Genomic DNA, 18834 nt, shown 5'->3' on the forward strand with positions numbered 1-18834 from the left:
CCTGTAAGCCCGGGGCCTAGGTCAATGCGTCGTCCCGAGCCAGCCGAGTGCGTTCAGCAACAGCAGCGCCAGGGCGCACAGCGCCAGGCCGAAAAACCGGTAGTCGATGTCATCCCGATGCAGGAGCCACTCGAGGATCCCGTGGCGCCACCGCTCCGGCCCGATTGTGAACAGCAGGCCCTTCGCCACCATGAGCCCGCCAGACAGCACCCAGAGCGGCTGGTACTGGAGACCCTCCGCCCCGATCAGGAGCAGCAGGCCGAGCAGGACGCCCACCCCTTCCCAGCGGAGCATGGCGGGGGCGACGCCGAGGACTTCCCGCATCCGCGTCACGATGTGGCGCGGCGCGACCAGCAGGGCGAGCCCGTCGGCCATCCAAATGCCGGCAATCGCTGCCAGGACGTATTTCATGGCCGGAACCTCGGGCTGGCCGATGCCGCGGTCTCGGTCCTGCCGCGGTCGCCGAGGCCACGCTCAGGCTATGGGTACAGGCCGCGAGCCAGATGGGCCTGCGCCACCTTGTCAATGCCGCTCATGAGCGCGGCCATCCGCATGGAGACTCGATGCGTCTGGGAAAATTGCAGGGTGCGCTGAAACGCGGCGGTAATAATCTCGTAGAGCCGGTCCTGAATGTCCTTGGCGCTCCAGAAGAACCGCTGCGCGTCCTGCACCCATTCGAAATAGGAGACGATCACGCCGCCGGAGTTGGCCAGGATGTCGGGGATGATGAAGACGCCCTTCTCTTCCAGAATCTTATCGGCGTCGAGCGTCGTCGGCCCGTTGGCCCCTTCGGCCAGGATGCGGCAGCGGACGCGAGCCGCATTCTTCGCCGTAATCTGCTCGGAAAGCGCCGCTGGCACCAGCACGGTGCAGTCCAGGGCTAACAGCTCCTCGTTCGTGATAAAGTCTCCCGCTTTGCTCTCGCGGAGCGGCTGTCCTTCGTCCCGGTAGCGCTGCAGCAACGCGGGCAGGTCCAATCCCCTGGCATTGTACACGCCCCCTGAGACGTCGCTCACCGCGATCACCTTGGCACCCGCCTCGGCCATGATCCGCGCGGTGTTTGCGCCGACGTTGCCGAAGCCCTGCACCGCCACGGTCGCTTTGTCGAGCGAGAGGCCCAGGTGCCGCATCGCCTCCAGGGTAACGTACACGACGCCGCGGCCCGTGGCATCCTCCCGCCCAAGGCTTCCGCCAATGGACAGGGGCTTCCCGGTCACGACGCCGGGCACCGCGTAGCCGACCTGCTGGCTGTAAGTGTCCATGATCCAGGCCATGACCTGCGCGTTCGTCCCGACATCCGGTGCCGGCACGTCCTTGTCCGGGCCGAGCAGCGGGAAGATGTCGGCCGCGTACCGCCGGGTCAGGCGTTGCAGCTCGCCACGCGACAACTCTTTGGGCGAGACACGCACCCCACCCTTCGCGCCCCCGTAGGGGAGCCCGGCCACCGCGCACTTCCAGGTCATCCACATGGCCAGGGCGGCCACTTCTCCCAGATTCACGGAGGGATGGTACCGGATTCCTCCCTTCGATGGCCCGCGCGACGAATCGTGCTGCACGCGGTAGCCGGTGAACACCTTGACGCTCCCGTCATCCATTCTGATCGGCACGCTGACGATCAACGAGCGCTCGGGTAGCTTCAGGCGCTCCCGCAGGTTGGGGTCGAGGTCCATCAATTCTGCGGCCTGATCAAACTGTGCGACCGCCAGTCGATAAGTGTCGGTATCCAATTCGGTCACGATGGTCTCCATACCAGTGGGAGAGGACGATTTCCTGATGCTCCTCGGCAGCTTAGGCGACCGGCTGGGCGTCTGTCTCCATCGCGTCCAGAAAGGTGACTTCGGTCCAGGCTAGCCCGAAGACTTCTGCAAACCGACTGGCCAGCCGAGCGCGAACAGCGGCCATGTCCACGGAATGTCCGAGCAGAGCGGCCATGGAGGTGACCGACACGCCCGGGATCCCGCAGGGGACGATGTGGCCGAATGGCTCCAGGTCCACGGTCACGTTGAGCGCGAACCCGTGCATCGTGATCCCGCGGACGATCCGGACCCCCACCGCCGCGATCTTCGCGGGCTGGGAGTCTCCGACCCAGACCCCTGGCAGGCCCTCCCTGCGACGACCGATGATACCCCACTCCTCTAGTGTCCGGATCACGGTCTCTTCAAGCCTCCAGACATAGGCCTTCGGTCCCGGACAATAGTCCTGCAATCGGAGGATCGGGTATCCCACGAGTTGACCGGGTCCATGGTAGGTGATGGACCCGCCCCGCTCCACCCACACCACAGGATGGCCACCGATGTGCGAGGGAACTGCCTCACCGTGCCAGTGGGCGGGCTGCCCCCGCCGCCCAACCGTGTAAACCGGGTCGTGCTCGAGTAGGAGCAGCGTGTCCGGACAGTAACCCGCCGCTCGGGTCTCGACCAGACGGCGCTGGAGTGCCCTGGCGGTCTCATACTCAATCTGGCTGTATTCCATCAAGGCAGCGGGGCGACGGGCGCGCACGGTGGGCGCCGGAATCGGTCCCGTCGGAGGTCGCGTGGTGGGTCCAAGCATGAGACTCACAACCGCATCGCCAACGCGGCGATCCGGTGCCGGTGTGCAAAAACTATATCACAGGGTCCTCAGGCCGGCAACGAACTCACCTCCTTAGACCACTGTAGAGATTGATCGGGCCGGGCCCCGTGGCTTCTCCCCCCAATGGCCGGGACTGGCTCGGGTGGTTCCGCTCACCGGGCGCTCAACCACGAAGACAGATCGCCGATAGAGCAAGTACGATGTCCACTCGCGGGCGGGCACTGACCTTTGACGAGCTGCTTGCCGCCGAGGCCGCGTTCAGAGGGGAACCCCTGGAGCCCGGTTGGTCACAGTCCGCGCAGGCGATTTACTTCGGCATCCTCGCGGTGACCCAAGGCCGGGATATCACGCTCTTGGCGGACAGGCTGCCAGATGAGGCAAGGGTCTGCTGCGCGCAGGAATCGGCCGGCGGCGGCCGTGCTCCATGAGCGGGGTTGTGGCGGTCGCCTAGCCTTAATCCGAAATTAAAATTCGGGTGATTTTACGTATATTGTTGATGAAAAAAGGCCTCCTGTGTGGTACAGAGAGTGTGCACGCCAATGCAACACTCTCAACACAGGAGGCCTGGGAATGCGCTTGAGAATAGCAAGCTTGCGGCACACTGTCAAAGGGGATCTCCGGATCGAATTTGTCCACCAGCAGTTGACGTCGTACAGTGGCCTGGAACTGCTGCGCCGGTATTGTGCCCTGCTCGGGCTGCATCGTCGGATCCGCCAGGCGTTCAGCGCCTACGGGGTCCACGGAGATTATGGCTGCGGGCGGCTGGTCCTGTTGGTCATCGCCTTGCTCGTGGTGGGGGCGCGGCGGCTCGGGCATCGGCGGTACGTCGAGCAGGACCCCCTGCTGCGCCGGCTCTGTGGCCTGGCCCGCGTGCCGTCCGATCGCACCGTGGTCAACTGGCTGAAACCATTCACCCACGAGGCGCTTCAAGCTCTGGTCGCGCTGAACAGTGCCCTGCTGTACGAGCAGATTGAGCGCCTGGGGCTGAGTCGCCTGACCCTTGATCTCGATGGCACTGTTGTGCGGACCGGCGGCACGGTGGCGTGGGCCTTCCGGGGCTTCAATCCGCATCATCGCAAGGATGCCAGCTACTACCCGTTGCTGGCGCACGTGGCGCAAACCGGCCAGATCCTGCGCGTGCGGAACCGGCCGGGCAATGGGCATGACAGCCGGGGTGCGGTGAGCTTCCTGCGCGACGTGATCCGCGACCTGCGCGGCCGCTTCGGGCGGGGCCTGCCGCTCGAATTCCGCATGGATGCGGCGTTTTTCCAGCGTGACATCCTGACGCTGCTGGCGCGGGAGGGCTGCGAGTACGCCATCAAAGTGGGGTTCTGGGACTGGGTGGAGCTCAAGCCGCTGGTGGCCGCCCGTTCCCGCTGGGACCGCGTCACCGACGAGGTCAGTTGTTTTGAGACTCGCTTGCCGCTGGTGCCCTGGGGCCTCACGCTGCGGGTCGTCGTCTATCGCAAACACGTCCGCCATCAGACGCGGAAGAACTTCCAGCTCGATCTGTTCTCGCCAGATGATGGGCATTTCGAGTACTCGGCGGTGACGACCAACAAGGCCCTCAGCGCAGCCGCCCTGTGGGACTTCATGGCTGGTCGGGGCGCTCAAGAGAAGACCCTCGCTGAGCTCAAAGGCGAGTTCGCGTTCGATGTCGTGCCGACGCATCACTATGGCGCCAACAGCGCCTGGCAACAGCTCAGTGTGCTCGGCCCTAACCTGCTGCGCGGCTTCCAGCTTCACACGATCGCGACGCCCAAGCCGCGGTCGGCCAAGCGGACCTACGCGTACGTCTTGCAGAGCATGCGCACGCTGCGGTTTCGCCTGATCAATCGTGCGGGCCGACTGACTCGCAGTGACAATCGGAACGTTCTGCGCATCACGGAGAACCCCGCAACCGAAGCCTTGTATACGAAGATTTCCCAGGCCCTGATGGCCTGATTTATTTTCGGATTAGGGCTAGCTGGCTAGCGTGACACTTGCGGGGCCGGCACCCTCGGCAGCGTGATAGAAAGCTGCCCGGTTTTGCGGTAGACCGACAGCTTGGCGGGAGACTCGCTCGACTGGAGAAACAGATGCCAGAAGTCGCCCAGGTTGTAGATCGGCGTATTGTCAATGGCGGTGATCACGTCACCGTCCTGAAGGCCAGATTGCGCGGCCAGCTTGACGGACGCCACCTGAACGGCGAGCACGCCACGATCCACATCCAGGTCGAAGCTGGCGGCGATGCTGGGCGTCACCGTCAGAGGTACGAACCCGAGGTCCGGCCTCAACACAGTGCCCCGCACCATCATGGAGGCGATGTTCGGATAGGCGGCGTCAATCGAGATGGCGTAGCTGATCGCCTGGGCGGCAGGCGCAACGGCCGCGTTGATCCCCACCACGTGCCCTGAGAGGTCCACGAGCGGGCCTCCGCTGTTGCCGGGATTGATCGCCGCATCGGTCTGGATCAGATCGTAGAGCGTCTCACCATTCGGAGCCAGGATGGCGCGGTCGAGGGCGCTGACGACGCCGACAGTCACCGTGGACCCCCCCTTAAGGGCGAAGGGGTTGCCGATAGCCACCACCGTTTCGCCGATCTGAAGCTCCGAGGATCGCCCGAGGCGTGCCGGCACGAGATCCTTGGCCTCGATCTTGATCAGGGCCAGGTCGAGCAGAAAATCCCGCCCGATCACGCGGCCGGGGGTCAACCGGCCAGAGGGGAGCCCGACCACCAGGCTCTTGATCCCTTCCACCAGGTGATTGTTCGTCAAGATAAACCCCTGTGCATCAATAATGATCCCCGACCCCGACCCGGGCGGCGACGGATGCTGGAAGGGGTTGGGCGGGACGCCACGGGTCATGACCGTGACGACGGAAGGTCTCACCGCCGCGACCACCTCCGCCACAGTCATGGTCTTGCCCTTGACCGGCTGGGTCGGAGGTTCGGCTGTGGCGGTGCCGAAGACGGACAGCATCAGACCGAGGCCGAAGAGTAGGCCCAGGCCCAGTCGCGCTTGCACGCCGGTCTGGCTCGTCACGCACATCGCGGCCCCCTCCCAGGTCTTCAACGAGTTCGTTGTGACAGCTTGCTCTCCGCGTGTGGTTCCGGCCAAGTTTAGCAAAAACTCCCAGGTTTCTGACCAGAAAACAAAACGGGCGAGACCTTGAGGCCTCGCCCGCTCGGTCGGCCATGTCCGCTGGCCTCCTATTTGATCGACGCGAACATCTGCATGACCTCGGGGGATTTGAGCTTCTTGAGAGCTTTCGCCTCGATCTGCCGGATTCGCTCGCGAGTGACGCACAGGTTCTGCCCGACCTGCTCCAACGTCCAGGGCTCGTCCTGTCCGATTCCAAACCGCAACCGAATTACTGTCTGCTCCCGTGGGGTGAGGGTGCTGAGGATGCGGTCCAGTTCGCGCGACATCTCCGTACGGTGGACGTGCGAGTCCGGAGGAAGCGCCTGGCGGTCCGCAAGCAACTCTCCGAACAGGGTCTCCCCGTCACCCACCGGGTTCTCGAGCGAGATCGGCTCCTGGAACGCCTGCAACGTTTCCTGGATCTTCCCTGGGCGCAGCTTGAGCGCCTTGCTTAACTCTTCGGGCCGCGGCTCCCGCCCGAGCTGCTGCACCAGCCGCCGAGACGTTCGGAGGATCCGGTTCGAGGCCTCGGTCAAGTGGACGGGAATCCGGATCGTTCGGGATTGGTCCGCCAGGGCACGAGTGATCCCCTGCCGAATCCACCACGTGGCATAGGTGCTGAACTTGAACCCCTTCCGGTACTGGTAGCGCTCGGTGGCTTTCATGAGACCGATATTGCCTTCCTGCACCAGGTCGAGCAGTGAGAGGCCGCGACCTGTGTAATGCTTGGCAATGTCCACCACCAGGCGGAGGTTATAGCGCACCAACTCATCCTTGGCGTGTTCGAAGGCGCCCCGGGCCGCGACGATCTCGCGGCGACACGCGGCCAGGCGCTTGGCCTTCAGAGTGCCTGCCTTGCCGGCCGCCCTCGCCTCGGCGATCAGCGTGTCGAGCCCGGTGGTAATCCGATCCAGGGCCGTCGCCGAAAAGCCGCTCAAGCCCAGCGCCTGGCGGAGGCCCAGGATGGTCTGGCTGAGCGCCTCAGTCTTCCGGAGCTGGGCCCCAATTCGGATCGCTTCGCGGACCTGTCGGCGGATCGTCCGAGTGCCCCGGTCTATCTGCTTCGCCAGAGCGATCTCCTCTTCGCGGGTCAGGAGCGGTCGCTCCCCGAAGGACCGGAAGTAGACAGACTCCAGCGCCAACGAGGTATCCTCCGGTTCCTCGCCCTGCGGCCTGTGTGGCTTGGCGGGGTTGGCGGGCGACGTCGCCGGGCCCTGCTCAATAATCTCAAGGATGTCGCTGGCCTCGGAGTCATCCGCTTCCAGCTCCAGCGCCACCGCCTGCTCCCGTTCGTGGCTGTCCAATAGCAAGTCTTTTTTCATGATCTCCATGCCTTCTTACGTTCGGCGCCTATAACCCTCTCCTCCCCCGGCCTCTCCATGAGACACCTTAGCCCCACACCCTCATTAGTGTCGGGCAGGAGACAAAGGATTCGCCCCAAGCCGAGCCGTCAGAAGAAGCTCCTCGTCAGGGGCCCATACCGACGGAAGGGTGAACCAGAAGACGAGAAGGTTTGGGTCTAGTTAGAATAAATCGGGCGGCCGCAAAATCAAGGGGGAATAGTCAAAGGGAGCAAATAATCACAACTCAGCGAAACACCGTGACTTTTACTCGAAATTGCTGAACCGATCCAAATCCTCCTCCTTGCCAATAACCACGAGGACATCCCCCTTCTCCACGGTATCTTCCAGAGAGGGGGTGAAGTTGAACACTTCGTCCTTGACCATGCGCCCCTTCACCATGCGGGTGACCTGCTTTTTGATCCCGATCACGTTCAGCCGGTACTGCTCGCGGATCCGCGCCTCCTGCAGGCGCAGCCCGGCTAGCTTGTCCGGAACCGTAATCTCCTCAATGCTGTAGCCAGGGGCGAGCTCCAGGTACTCCAGCACCTTGGGGGATACCAGCCGGTGGGCCAGCCGGATCGCCGCGTCCCGCTCGGGGTAGATGACCTCGTTGACACCGAGGTTCGTGAGGATCTTGCCGTGGGTATTGGTGACCGCCTTGGCAATGATGGACTTAATCCCCATCTCCTTCAGGGTCTGGACGATGAGGATGCTAGCCTCGATGTTCTCCCCGATGCTGACGACCGCCACATCCACGTTCTGGGTGCTCACGGCCTTGAGGGCCCGTTCATCAGTCGCATCGCACTGCACGGCAAACGTCACCAAGTCGCTGATGGCCTGGATCTTGGTCTCATCGCGATCAATGGCGAGGACCTCGCATCCTTTCTTGACGAGCGTTTCTGCGACGCTGTAGCCGAACCGGCCCAGGCCGATCACCGCAAATTGCCGCTTGGTCGCCACGTATCCCCCCGGGTGCTATGGTAGCAGGGCGTCATTCGGTCCCGCGGCGAGCGGGGCCCTGCTCCTGGTTCGCAAAACTCTTCATGAGCGGCGTGAGGATGTCAATGGGAACCGGGAAGATCGTCGTCGAGTTCTTCTCCGCGGAGATCTCCACTAGCGTCTGCAGATACCGGAGCTGCAGGGCCATCGGGTGCTGGGCCATCACCTGGGCCGCTTCGGCGAGGCGCTGCGCGGCCTGGTATTCCCCTTCCGCGTGGATGATCTTCGAGCGCCGCTCCCGCTCCGCTTCCGCCTGCCGCGCGATCGCGCGTTGCATCTCCTGGGGCAGGTCAACGTTCTTCACCTCGACCGCCGAGACCTTCACGCCCCAGGGCTCGGTCTGCTCGTCAATGATCCGCTGCAGCTGCGTGTTGATCTCGTCACGCTTGGCCAGGAGGTCGTCGAGGTTGCTCTGCCCCAGCACGCTCCGGAGCGTCGTCTGGGCCATCATCGAGGTCGCGTACAAGTAGTCTTCAACCTCCACGATGGCCCGCTGCTGGTCCACGACCCGGAAGTAGATCACCGCGTTCACCTTCACAGAGACGTTGTCCTTGGTGATGACGTCCTGCGGCGGCACGTCCATCGCCACGGTCCGCAGGCTCACCCGCACCAGCTTGTCAATGAACGGGATGATCACGACGACGCCAGGCCCGTTGCCGCCGATGATGCCGCTGGCGAGCCGGCCGAATCGAAACACGACCGCGCGCTCGTACTCGCGCAGCACGTGGAAGCCCATCGCGACTAGCAGGCCAGCGAGGATTACAAGGACTAAAGGGCTGAACAACAGGCTCATCGGGCGTCCCCCTGTTTCGGAAGGGGCTTGACGTAGAGCTTCAAGCCGTCAATCCGTGTGACTTCCGCATACTCGCCGGCCTGGAGGGGCTGCTCGCTGATCGCGTCCCACAGCTCCCCATGTACCAGTAGCTTGCCCTGCGGGGCCAGCGCGGTCTTGGCCACTCCGACCAGACCAACCATGCCTTCGCTCCCAGTCCGAGGCCGGCGGCGCATCGCGCGCACTGCCATGCCGACGACGAAGAGGCTGAAGGCGCCGGCGAGCGTGACAACCGGAAGGATGACCGACCAGGAGATCTTGAGGAACGGCGCCTCGGCTTTGATCAGCATGAGCGAGCCCAGGATCATCGAGACCACCCCGCCAATCGCCAGCAGCCCGTAGCTCGTGACGCTCACCTCCAGAATGAACAGGATAATCCCCAGCAGGATGAGGAGCACCCCCGCATAGTTGACGGGAAGCGACTGGAGCGAGTAGAAAGCCAGGATCAGGCTGATGGCCCCGACGATCCCCGGCAGGATCGCGCCGGGGTTGTACAGCTCCGCCAGCAAGCCGATCATCCCGATGGTCATGAGGACATAGGCGATGTTGGGGTCGCTCAGCGCCTTGAGCATCTCCAGCCGCCAGCCCATCGCGAACTCGCGGACCTCCGCGCGTTTGAGGTGCAGCGTCACGGTACCGGTCCCCACCGCGACGGTCCGGCCCTCCAGCTTGTCGAGCAACTGGGGCAGGTCGTCCGCGACCAGGTCAATGATCTTCAACTGGAGCGCCTCCTTTTCCGTCACCGAGACGCTCTTCCGCACCGCATCCTCGGCCCAGGCGACGTTCCGTTTTCGCTGCTCGGCGATAGACTTGATGTAGGCGACCATGTCGTTCTCGATCTTCTCCTTCATCGTTTTGTCCATCTCGCCGCCGCCCATGGCCACCGGATGGGCGGCGCCGATGTTGGTGCCGGGCGCCATGGCGGCGACGTGGGCTGCTAACGTGATGAGCACGCCGGCCGAGGCGGCGCGACCGCCCGACGGCGACACGTAGACCACGACCGGAATGGGGGAGTTCGTGATGTCCTTGATGATCAGCCGCATGGAGCTGTCCAGGCCGCCGGGTGTGTCCAACCGCAGGATCAGCGCCAGGGCGCGCTGCTCTTCGGCGAAGGCCAGGGCGTCGTGAAAGTATTCCGCCGTGACCGGGTTGATCACCCCTTCGTAGGTGGCGAGCACCACCGCTTGAGTCGCCGCTGCAGATTGGGCGGTGACGCCGAGCAGGAAGGTCGAAGCGATGACAAAGCGGAGTCCGGGGAAAAGCCGGACGCAGACGGCGAGGCCGCGCGCCACCAGTGTCATCGCGCAATCCTTCGTGGAACTGCTTGAGATACGTTGGATCATACGGCCAGGGTGCCACCCTGTCAAGGAATGAAGGGACAGGTGGCTTGGTTGCAATGGCATCCTGGTTCTCCTAGAATGCCCGCGATGACGCGGTTTCGTGACGGCGAAAGCATCCATCTCATGGACAAGAAGGGGCGCCACTACGCCCTCACGCTCAAGGCCGGTGAGGTGTACCAATACAGCGGCGAGACCATCCCGCACGACGCCCTGATCGGCCTGCCGGACGGATCCCTGGTCACGCTCTCACGCGGAAAGCGCATGCTCGCCCTGCGCCCGACGCTCGGCGACTACGTGCTCAAGATGCCGCGAGGCGCCCAGGTGATCTATCCCAAGGACCTCGCGATCATCGCGATGTGGGCCGATATCTACCCGGGCGCCCGGATCTTTGAGGCAGGCACCGGGTCGGGGGCGTTGACGATGGCCTTGCTGCGCGCGGTCGGGGAGCGGGGCACCGTCGTGACCTATGAGCCCCGTGAGGATTTTGCCCGGGTGGCGCTCAAGAACATCGAACGGTACCTCGGCCCAACCCCCAACCTCACGCTGCGCCGGCGGGATGCGACCGAGGGGATCGAGCCTGAGGCGGGAGACGGGGCTTTCGACCGGGTCGTGCTGGACCTACCCGAGCCCTGGCGGGTGGTGCCTCACGCCGCGGTGGCCCTGCGGTCCGGGGGGGTCTACCTGAGCTACGTGCCGACGGTCCCGCAGGTGATGCAGACGGTCGAGGCACTCGAGCGGGCCTCGGTCTTCGGGCTCATCCAGACCTTCGAGACGTTGCTCCGGACCTGGAACATTCAGGGGCGGAGCGTCCGGCCCGACCACCGCATGGTGGCCCATTCCGGGTTCATCACAGTCGCCCGCAAGGTGGAGCCGGGGCTCTGGTCGCGGCGGAGCGCGGCCGGCGAGGCCGTTCGCGCGGAGCCAGTGCCGCTTCCGGACGCGTCGGCTTGGGATAGGGATGATGAGGGCGCTGGGAGCGACGAAGGGGACCAGGACCATGAAGCGACTTGACGGAAAAGTCGCCTTGATCACGGGCGGAGGCGTCGGCATCGGCGCGGCCGTCGCGCGGCTGTTCGCCCGCGAGGGCGCCGCCGTCGTCGTCACCGGCCGGCGGAAAGACATGCTCGAGCGGGTCGCCGAAGACATTCAACGCACCGGGGGGCGAGCCCTCGCAGCGGCAGGGAGCGTTGCCGACGAGACCCATGTCCAGTCCGCCGTCTCGCAGGCGGTCCGGGTCTTTGGCAAGCTGGACGTCCTGGTGAACAACGCGGGGATCGGGGCCTTCGGGATGACCCTCCACGACACCACTGACGCGACCTGGGACGAGCTCTTCGCGACGAACATCACCGGGGTGTTTCGCATGACCCGCGCCGCGATTCCGGCGATGCTCAACGCGGGTGGCGGCTCGATCATCAACGTGTCCTCGATTGCCGGCCTCGTTGGCATCCCGTTGACCGCCGCGTACAGCGCGACCAAGGGTGCCCTCAACGCGCTGACCCGGTGTATCGCAGTGGACTATGCCAAGCAGGGCATCCGCTGCAACGCCGTCTGTCCTGGGCTCGTGGAGACACCGATGGCCGCCCCCCTCATGAGTGATCCGGAGCGGCTTGCCCAGGTGCTCGCCGTCTATCCGCAGGGGCGCGCAGGCAAACCAGAGGAGGTGGCGCAGCTCATCCTCTATCTGGCGTCCGACGAGTCGGCCTGGGTCACCGGCGGCCTGTTCCCGATTGACGGCGGGATGACCGCGCAATGAAGAATGTGAGATGCGGAGCAAGCCATGGCACCCGAACAGTGGAAGACACGACGTTGGGATCTGCTGATTGGGACCCTGTGTTGTCTGGGGCTGGCCCTCATTGGTCTGCAGGCGGCGTTGGCCGGCGGCCCTGTCGAGTTCACCGGCAGCGTCCTTAAGGTGGATCCCGCCTACAACAAGTTGACCGTAGTCAAGCAAGGTGGCGGCACGCGCTTCACCTTTGTCGTGGACGACAAGACCCAGTTCGAGGGAACGACCTTCAAGGCCCTCAAGAATGGCGATACCGTGACCGTGCTTTATGTGGTCAATGGCAGCCAGTACCTGGCGCAGAAGGTCAGCGCCAAGGGCAAGGAGAAATAAGGGAGGGCAGCCGGTGCGGCGCCCGCGGACCCTATGGAGATCAATACCTACACCCAGCTCTGCGGCCTGCTCGGCAACCCGGTCGAGCATTCGCTCTCCCCGGCCGTCCATAACGCGGCCTTTCAGAAGCTGGGGCTCAACTTCGTCTATCTTGCCTTCCGGGTCGAGGATCTCGCCGGGGCGATCCGCGGCATCCGGGCGCTGGGAAACCTACGGGGCTTCAGCGTCACCATCCCGCACAAGGTTGCGGTCCTCTCCTATCTTGACGAGGTCGAGCCGACCGCCAGACACATCGGATCGGTCAACACCATCGTCGTCGAGGACGGGAAGCTCATCGGGTACAACACCGACGCGTCCGGCGCGCTCCGTGCCCTGAGGGAGGCGGGGGTAGGGCTCAAGGGGCAGCATGTCCTGATGCTGGGGTCCGGCGGGGCCGCGCGCGCCATCGCCTTTGCGCTGGCCCTCGAAGGGGGCGTCGCGGGCCTCACGATCCTGGGCATTGACGAGCGGGAGCGGCGCAGCCTGGTCGCTGACCTCCGCGCGCGCACATCGCTCCCCGTGGAAGAAGGGCCAATCTCCGACGACCGCCTGCGCCGGGCCATCGCGGCGCACCAGGTCCTGCTGCACTGCACCCCGGTCGGGATGTCTCCGAAAGTGGAGGACACCTGTGTGCCGGCCGCCTTGCTGCAGCCCCACCTCGCGGTCATGGACATCGTGTACAACCCGCTCGAGACGCGTCTGCTGCGGGAGGCCCGGGCGGCCGGCTGCAAGACTGTGCCCGGTCTCGAGATGTTCCTGAACCAGGCCGTCGGGCAGTTCGAGCTCTGGACGGGCCGGCCCGCCCCAGTGGACGTCATGCGAGCGGTCCTCAAAGCTCGGTTCGCATGAACATCGTCCTGATCGGCTATCGGGGAACCGGGAAAAGCAGCGCGGGGAAGCTCCTGGCCGAGCGGCTGGGTTGGGAGCTTGTTTCCACCGATGCCGAGATCGTCCGGCGCGCTAACCTCGCGATCCCCGAGATCGTCAACCGGTTCGGCTGGGACCATTTCCGCGACCTGGAGTCGCAGGTCTGCCAGGATCTCGCGGCCAAGGACCGCCTGATCGTCGACACAGGCGGCGGCGCCATCCTCCGGCAGGAGAACGTGGACTGGCTCAAGGCAAACGGGCGACTCTTCTGGCTGACAGCCGAGGTGGGCACGATCGCTCAGCGGATAGGGGGAGACACTCAGCGACCGTCCCTGACCGGGACGAAAAGCTTTGTCGAGGAAATCGAAGACGTTCTGCAGGAACGGCTGCCCAAGTACCAGGCTGCAGCGGACCACATCATCCCGACGGACGGCCGGCCGCTGTCCGCGGTTGTGGAGGATATCCTCGCCAAGCTCTAAACTGGCCGTCTGCCTGTCAAGCCATTTGAAAATCTTACCCAAGCTCCCTTCGTTGCGTCATTTGAAACTCTTACCGGGCGGCTCGTTCTCCCAGCCCGGTTTTGAGGCTCTTCGGGCTCCCTGCCGGAAAAACGGCTTCTCCAGGTGCTCGAGGAGCGGCGATCGTCGCCCGGTCCATCCTGGAGGATTCCCCCTCAGGTGGCTGGGAACCAGCTCTCACCCGCTTCTGGTGTTGGAGCCTTGGGCTGAAGGTCCACCCACGCCAGGGCGTGGTCGCCCGCGGCTGCGGCGGCCGGGGGGCTGTCTCGCGCGGCGTGCGCGGCGCCCGCGTGGCGAGCGCCCAGAGCCGCTCCAGGGGCCGGTCAATCCGCTGCGAGAGCACGAACGGGTCGGTGGTCTCCCGCACCCGCTCAAGGGCGGCCACCTTCCGCGGATCCGCGTCCGGACAGGCCCGCACCCGTTCAAAGGGGGTCTGCGGCCGGTCATAGCGGCGGATCTGCCGCGAGCCCACCCGCACCTTGCGCACCAGGTTCATGGAGGGCTGAAAGAGATTCTGAAAGAGCCGCAGATCCGCATACAGCGCGGTGAGCGCCGCCAGGGCTTCCGGGGTGTCGTACCGCTCCCAGCCCACGAGCTTGCGCACATGGGTCCAGTTCTTCTGCTCCACGTGAGCGTTGTCATCCTTCTTGTACGGCCGCGAGCGCGTGCACTGAATAGCCTGCCCGGCGGGGCGGTCCGAGCAGAAGGCCCAGAGATGGTCATTGATGAATTCGCTCCCGTTGTCGGAATCCAGGCCTCGCAGCGGGAACGGCAACTGCTGCTCAATGGTCCTCATGGCCTGCACGACCCCGTGGCGGCCCTTGCCCATGAGCGCCTGGCGCTCCACCCAGGTCGTCTGGATGTCCACACAGTCCAGCGTGTGGAGGAACTCGCCGGCGGCCGAGGCCCCGGAGTGCGAGACCAGATCGATCTCCAGAGAGCCGGGCTTGCTCACGTCCCAGTGATCGGTCTTGATGGGAATCATGTGTTTCAGCAAGGAGCCCGGGCGCGTGGTGCCATAGAGGCGCCGCTTGATCCGGTGCTTCCGCTCCCGCCGCCGGCGATCGATCTGCCGGGAACTGATCCGCAAGAGCTGCTGCTCCAGGGTCGGACTGAGCTGCCCCCGCCGGCGCAGCCAGGGCAGCCAGTGCGGGAGGGCGGCCGTGAGCCGCTGGCCGTACAGGTATCCTGAGGCCTCCCAGAGCTGGGCGAGGAGCCGAATGACCTCCGCCGAATAGGTGGGCCGCCGCCGAGCCACCCGGCGCACCGGCGGCCGGGGCGGGGTCGCCTGGCGCAACAGCCCAATGGCGTACTTGCGATGATAGCCACACACCCGCGTCACTTCGTCCAAGAGCGCCGAGCGTGCGACCCGCTCCGCCCGCTGGTACCGCTGCCACATGACTCGCAGATACTCGTACGTGGATCGTCGCGCCATGGGTCCCTGCTCCATCGCTCCCCTCCTTGAGGCCGGATCCGCCCAGCCTTGGAGGGTAAGAAATACAAATGACGCAACGATGTGTCACCGGGTAAGATTTTAGATGGCTCAATACGGTCTGTTGCAATGCCTGGGGGGCCGTGCTATGCTGTGGGGCGCAATTCATCGCTACGGGGCCGAGTGATGGAGAGCCGAGCGGAGAGGCCCTGATCGATGTTGCCTTGCGAGAGGAAGCTGGCTGGACAGCGTGAGTGATCTGATGGTGCCGCGTCGCGACGCGCCTTCGCGTCCCACCTCCGTTTCCCCATCCCTCTCCTCCAAGACAATGTCAAGAGCCGTGTAGGAGGTTAGCCGTGGGTACCAAATTGTATGTGGGCAGCCTGCCCTATTCCACCACTGAGCAGCAGCTCAACGAGCTGTTCTCCCAGTACGGGACGGTCCAGTCCGCGAAGGTGATCACTGACCGGTACACCGGACAGTCGCGTGGGTTCGGGTTCGTCGAGATGGCGACGGGCGAGGAGGCCCAGAAGGCCATCGCGGCCCTGAACGGGTCCACGCTGGGCGGCCGCACGCTGGTGGTCAACGAGGCTCGACCGCAAGAGAAGCGCCCCTACGGCGGGGGTGGCGGAGGTGGCGGAGAGGGGAGAGATCGCTGGTAAGTCCCATCGTGGAACAGCGTTTCCGTAGGCAGTGCGAGGGGGCTGAAGCTGAGCAGCGGCCCCCCCTTTTGTTTGAAGGCCGACAGAGGTTCCCCCTTCCCGGGCCGACGCGGTCTGGCTTGAGAAGCCTTCCAGCCCGGCGGCTGTCCTCTTGTCGTGTGCGCCCGTAGCTCAGTTGGATAGAGCGTCGGGCTTCGAACCCGCAGGTCGCCCGTTCGAGTCGGGCCGGGCGCACCTTAGATTTTCAAGGACTTCGGTGTTTTCGCCGCTCCGGGCCGCGACAGCTGGTTGCGGGGGGGTCGCAGATTCCCCCTCAGCCGGGGGGTCATCCAGCCGGTCCACCGCCTGCCGGTTGCCCCCGGGAATCAGGTGGCCGTAGAGGTCCACGGTGACCTGAATCGAGGAGTGCCCCATCTGCTCCTTGACGTAGACGGGGCTTTCGCCCTGCTGGAGCAGGAGGCTCGCAAACGTATGGCGGAGGTCGTGAATGCGGATCTTGCGCAACCCCGCCGCGCGCAGGGCGGGATAGAAGACCCGATGCCGCAGGTTGTCGGGATCGAGGAGGCCCCCCGTCTCGCTGCAAAAGACCCAGGGCGACATCGCCGCCCCGGTGGCCGCCGCCTCCAGCTGCCGCTCGGTGTGGAGGTCTTTCAGCGTCCGCGTCAGTTCTCGCGAGCAGTCGACCCGCCGCACCTCATCATTCTTCGGCGTGGTCAGGTGCCCGTGACTATAGGAGCGCTGCACGAGCAGGTACCGGCTGCGCAGATCGAGGTCTCCCCATTGCAACGCCAGGAGTTCGCCCAGCCGCAAGCCGGTCCGGACCGCACAGAGAAAGAGCGGATAGTACCGCGGCGCCTGGCGCCGGATGGTCTCCAGGAACACCCTCACTTCCTCGCGCGTCAGCGGGTTCACCTTGCGCCGCTTGGAAATCCTCGGCAGGAAGCGCCCCGGCTTGAGCGCGACGTTGGTGGACACCAGCCCGTCCTCCACGGCTTGGCTGAGTAGACTGCTCAGCACGCGCACCGTGTTCATGACAGTCTTCGGCGCGAGCCCCCGGTTGAGTTGGTCCGTCACCAGGGCCCGGATTTTGTCGCGGCTGATCGCTCGGAGCGGCAGCGCCCCCAAGGCGGGCAGGATCCACTGGTCCAGGCGTTTCCTGTAGTCGCGGGTGGTGTTCGGTTTGCGAACCTGGCGGATGTACTCCAGCCAGGTTGCCGCGTAGTCGGCCAACACCCGGTCGCTCCCCTCGGCCGGAAAGGCGCTCTGCCCGAGGGCCAGCCGGGCGGCGATCTGCTGGGCCGCCAGCTGCGCCGCGTGCTTGCCCGCCGCCCCGACGCCCACGCGTTTGGCCTTGCGCTGTCCTTGATGGTTAACAAAAATGTACCACGCCCCTTTCCGTTCGCGCACCCGGACACCCATGGCTAGCCGTTACCTCCCGGCGGTCCGCGCGCAGACCGCCGCGACGACCTGATCGACCAGCTGGTCCAGGTCCTCCCCACGGCGACAGACGCGGTACCGCGCAATCCACACATCAAACTCTTCCCGCTTGACTAACAGTTTTCTGCCGATGCGATAGTGTGGCAGCGGATGCGCAGCATCCGCGAGTCGGGCCCGCAGCCACCGCACCGAGCATGATGCATAGGCGGCCAGGGCCCGCAGATCAAGATACGCCGGCGTCGACATCACTCCACCAGGTGCACCAGCCACACCCCCTTGCGGGTCTCGATCCGCTCGACGGTGGCCTGCGGGTAGTCCCGCTCCACAGCCGCCCAGACCGCGTGCGCGGCCATGCTCGCGGGATAGTCCGTCTCCCGGACGACGCGGTGGATGCCCCGGGTATCGAGCGACTCGCGGACCAGTCCCGGCTCCCGCGGCGCGCGCTGCTCCGCCCGCGCCCGCCACCGGGCGACGGCCTCGCGCAGGCCCGCAATCGTCCGGTCTTTCTGGGCGCATTCGCTGCAGCTCATCGGAAGCTCCCGAGATACGCGTGCGTCACGCTCTCGCGTGAGTGCCCGAGGTCCTCCGCGACCGTCATCCGCGCGATCGCGACCCGCTCCGGATCTCCCGCCTCGACGTCTCCGCCGCGCACCGGGCTCGGGGCTCCGGTCAGCGCCTCGTACCGCTCCTGTGCGTACTCGTGACGGAGCCCATGGCTCGTGAGCCCCGTCTTGCGGGTGAGCCCCTCCCGCTCCATTACGTAGTAGTACCGCCGCTCGACCTGGTGGTAGGTGAGCCCGGTGCGCTCCCCCTGGCCGAGGGTCTGCGTCCCGCGCGTCAGCGCCTTCGCGCGCTCCAGCGCCGCGCGCTGCTCCGGCGTCGTGATCGGCACCGTGCGATCACGGCCCCCCTTCGTGCCACGATTGACGGCGAGATGCGTCCCCTGGTCTGCGAGATGGGGACGCACGCACAGCGATTCGCGGACCCGCAGCCCGAACTCCCGCTGCAACGCGAGCGCCGCCGCGATGCGTGGTTCCCGTGTCGCCAGCTCTGCGATCCGCGCCCGCGCCTCCACCCCTTGCGCGGCCCAGCTCTTGTCTCTGGTCGCCACGTAGGTCCGCCGCATCTGCTCTCGGTAGTTGCGGGCGACCTGATCCACAAGACCGGGCTTGTTGATCCAGGCCGCAAACACGCGGAGGACACTCAGCCGATTTTGCCACTCGGCCGCGCTGAGCCCGCGGGCGGTCCACGCTTCGCACAAGGCGCGTACGTGCCGGCCGCCGAGGCCGCGCACACTCGGTAACTGGTAGCCCAGCTCCCGGAGCGTCCGGAACGCCCCGAAGAGCACCTGGCTCCGCTTCTCCAGGGTGGCCGTGCTCAGCACCCGGGCGCGATCGTGTGAGATGCGTCCGTGGACGCGCAGCAGCCCCGCGAGCTCCCCTTTCCAATTGTTGCCCATCGCCTCACCTCTTATGTGTGACGTGAACGTGAATAGGTACGACCCGCTCACGACGGCTCCCCCGTGCGTGAGCGCCCTGCTCGCGCAGGGTCCTGGTCAC

The 18834-nt window shown here is 65.4% G+C and carries 19 protein-coding genes, 1 tRNA gene and 1 pseudogene; 8 read left to right on the plus strand and 13 right to left on the minus strand.

Features of this window, described 5'->3' with window-relative positions:
- Nucleotides 1-21: 21 nt before the first annotated feature.
- The 3 genes from ACWHYQ_RS09020 to lipB all read right to left on the minus strand — a co-directional run bounded on the left by ACWHYQ_RS09020 (nt 22) and on the right by lipB (nt 2499).
- Entirely contained in the window at nt 22-411 is a 390-nt protein-coding gene (locus ACWHYQ_RS09020) for a hypothetical protein (RefSeq protein WP_447975357.1), read from the minus strand.
- Between the two features lie 68 nt (nt 412-479).
- The gene (locus ACWHYQ_RS09025) at nt 480-1736 is read right to left on the minus strand and encodes a Glu/Leu/Phe/Val family dehydrogenase (RefSeq protein WP_447975358.1); all 1257 of its coding nucleotides are present in this window, start codon (nt 1734-1736) and stop codon (nt 480-482) included.
- A gap of 52 nt (nt 1737-1788) precedes the next feature.
- The gene (gene lipB, locus ACWHYQ_RS09030; protein ID WP_447975359.1) at nt 1789-2499 is read right to left on the minus strand and encodes a lipoyl(octanoyl) transferase LipB; all 711 of its coding nucleotides are present in this window, start codon (nt 2497-2499) and stop codon (nt 1789-1791) included.
- 642 nt (nt 2500-3141) lie between these two features.
- Between lipB and ACWHYQ_RS09035 the strand changes: the two genes are divergently transcribed.
- The gene (locus ACWHYQ_RS09035) at nt 3142-4515 is read left to right on the plus strand and encodes an IS1380 family transposase (protein WP_447975360.1); all 1374 of its coding nucleotides are present in this window, start codon (nt 3142-3144) and stop codon (nt 4513-4515) included.
- 26 nt (nt 4516-4541) lie between these two features.
- On the opposite strand, the gene ACWHYQ_RS09040 is transcribed toward ACWHYQ_RS09035, so the two are convergent.
- The 5 genes from ACWHYQ_RS09040 to ACWHYQ_RS09060 form a co-directional block, all read right to left on the minus strand.
- Entirely contained in the window at nt 4542-5600 is a 1059-nt protein-coding gene (locus tag ACWHYQ_RS09040; RefSeq protein ID WP_447975361.1) for a S1C family serine protease, read from the minus strand.
- A 161-nt stretch (nt 5601-5761) separates the two neighbouring features.
- The gene (locus tag ACWHYQ_RS09045; protein ID WP_447975362.1) at nt 5762-7015 is read right to left on the minus strand and encodes a sigma-70 family RNA polymerase sigma factor; all 1254 of its coding nucleotides are present in this window, start codon (nt 7013-7015) and stop codon (nt 5762-5764) included.
- Between the two features lie 285 nt (nt 7016-7300).
- A complete protein-coding gene (locus ACWHYQ_RS09050) occupies nt 7301-7996 on the minus strand; it encodes a potassium channel family protein (protein ID WP_447975363.1) in 696 nt (231 codons plus the stop codon).
- 31 nt (nt 7997-8027) lie between these two features.
- Nucleotides 8028-8828 (minus strand): slipin family protein, encoded by an 801-nt coding sequence (locus tag ACWHYQ_RS09055; protein ID WP_447975364.1) that lies wholly within the window; start codon nt 8826-8828, stop codon nt 8028-8030.
- Nucleotides 8825-10168: an NfeD family protein gene (locus tag ACWHYQ_RS09060; RefSeq protein WP_447975365.1), complete on the minus strand. Its 1344-nt coding sequence runs from the start codon at nt 10166-10168 to the stop codon at nt 8825-8827. Before ACWHYQ_RS09060 ends, ACWHYQ_RS09055 begins: the two co-directional genes overlap by 4 nt.
- A 126-nt stretch (nt 10169-10294) precedes the next feature.
- Between ACWHYQ_RS09060 and ACWHYQ_RS09065 the strand changes: the two genes are divergently transcribed.
- From ACWHYQ_RS09065 to ACWHYQ_RS09085, 5 genes are read left to right on the plus strand one after another with little or no spacing between them, the layout of a single operon-like run.
- A complete protein-coding gene (locus ACWHYQ_RS09065; protein WP_447975366.1) occupies nt 10295-11218 on the plus strand; it encodes a tRNA (adenine-N1)-methyltransferase in 924 nt (307 codons plus the stop codon).
- Nucleotides 11205-11960, plus strand: coding sequence for an SDR family NAD(P)-dependent oxidoreductase (locus ACWHYQ_RS09070; protein WP_447975367.1), 756 nt, complete (start codon nt 11205-11207; stop codon nt 11958-11960). The genes ACWHYQ_RS09065 and ACWHYQ_RS09070 overlap by 14 nt, the downstream gene beginning before the upstream one ends.
- A 24-nt stretch (nt 11961-11984) precedes the next feature.
- Nucleotides 11985-12320, plus strand: coding sequence for a DUF5666 domain-containing protein (locus ACWHYQ_RS09075; protein ID WP_447975368.1), 336 nt, complete (start codon nt 11985-11987; stop codon nt 12318-12320).
- Nucleotides 12321-12353: 33 nt separating this feature from the next.
- The gene (locus ACWHYQ_RS09080) at nt 12354-13208 is read left to right on the plus strand and encodes a shikimate dehydrogenase (protein WP_447975369.1); all 855 of its coding nucleotides are present in this window, start codon (nt 12354-12356) and stop codon (nt 13206-13208) included.
- Nucleotides 13205-13705: a shikimate kinase gene (locus tag ACWHYQ_RS09085; RefSeq protein WP_447975370.1), complete on the plus strand. Its 501-nt coding sequence runs from the start codon at nt 13205-13207 to the stop codon at nt 13703-13705. Before ACWHYQ_RS09080 ends, ACWHYQ_RS09085 begins: the two co-directional genes overlap by 4 nt.
- 70 nt (nt 13706-13775) lie before the next feature.
- On the opposite strand, the gene ACWHYQ_RS09090 is transcribed toward ACWHYQ_RS09085, so the two are convergent.
- Complete coding sequence (locus ACWHYQ_RS09090) at nt 13776-15194, minus strand: integrase (protein ID WP_447975371.1); 1419 nt, start codon at nt 15192-15194, stop codon at nt 13776-13778.
- Nucleotides 15195-15532: 338 nt separating this feature from the next.
- On the opposite strand from ACWHYQ_RS09090, the gene ACWHYQ_RS09095 reads away from it, so the two are divergent.
- Together ACWHYQ_RS09095 and ACWHYQ_RS09100 are read left to right on the plus strand one after the other, a co-directional pair.
- On the plus strand, nt 15533-15838 hold the full coding sequence (locus ACWHYQ_RS09095) for an RNA recognition motif domain-containing protein (protein ID WP_447975372.1): 306 nt from the start codon (nt 15533-15535) through the stop codon (nt 15836-15838).
- A 160-nt stretch (nt 15839-15998) separates the two neighbouring features.
- A tRNA-Arg gene (locus ACWHYQ_RS09100) sits at nt 15999-16072 on the plus strand.
- Nucleotides 16073-16264: 192 nt separating this feature from the next.
- Here ACWHYQ_RS09100 and ACWHYQ_RS09105 read toward each other — a convergent pair.
- The 4 genes and pseudogenes from ACWHYQ_RS09105 to ACWHYQ_RS09120 all read right to left on the minus strand — a co-directional run.
- A pseudogene (locus ACWHYQ_RS09105) lies at nt 16265-17257 on the minus strand (tyrosine-type recombinase/integrase); the annotation flags it as partial.
- Between the two features lie 9 nt (nt 17258-17266).
- On the minus strand, nt 17267-17521 hold the full coding sequence (locus ACWHYQ_RS09110) for a helix-turn-helix domain-containing protein (RefSeq protein ID WP_447975373.1): 255 nt from the start codon (nt 17519-17521) through the stop codon (nt 17267-17269).
- Nucleotides 17521-17805 (minus strand): hypothetical protein, encoded by a 285-nt coding sequence (locus tag ACWHYQ_RS09115; protein WP_447975374.1) that lies wholly within the window; start codon nt 17803-17805, stop codon nt 17521-17523. The genes ACWHYQ_RS09110 and ACWHYQ_RS09115 overlap by 1 nt, the downstream gene beginning before the upstream one ends.
- Nucleotides 17802-18734 carry an integrase domain-containing protein gene (locus ACWHYQ_RS09120; RefSeq protein ID WP_447975375.1) on the minus strand — a complete coding sequence of 311 codons (933 nt, stop codon included), beginning with the start codon at nt 18732-18734 and terminating at the stop codon, nt 17802-17804. Before ACWHYQ_RS09120 ends, ACWHYQ_RS09115 begins: the two co-directional genes overlap by 4 nt.
- Nucleotides 18735-18834 lie beyond the last annotated feature (100 nt).

Source organism: Nitrospira sp. Kam-Ns4a, assembly GCF_965152595.1.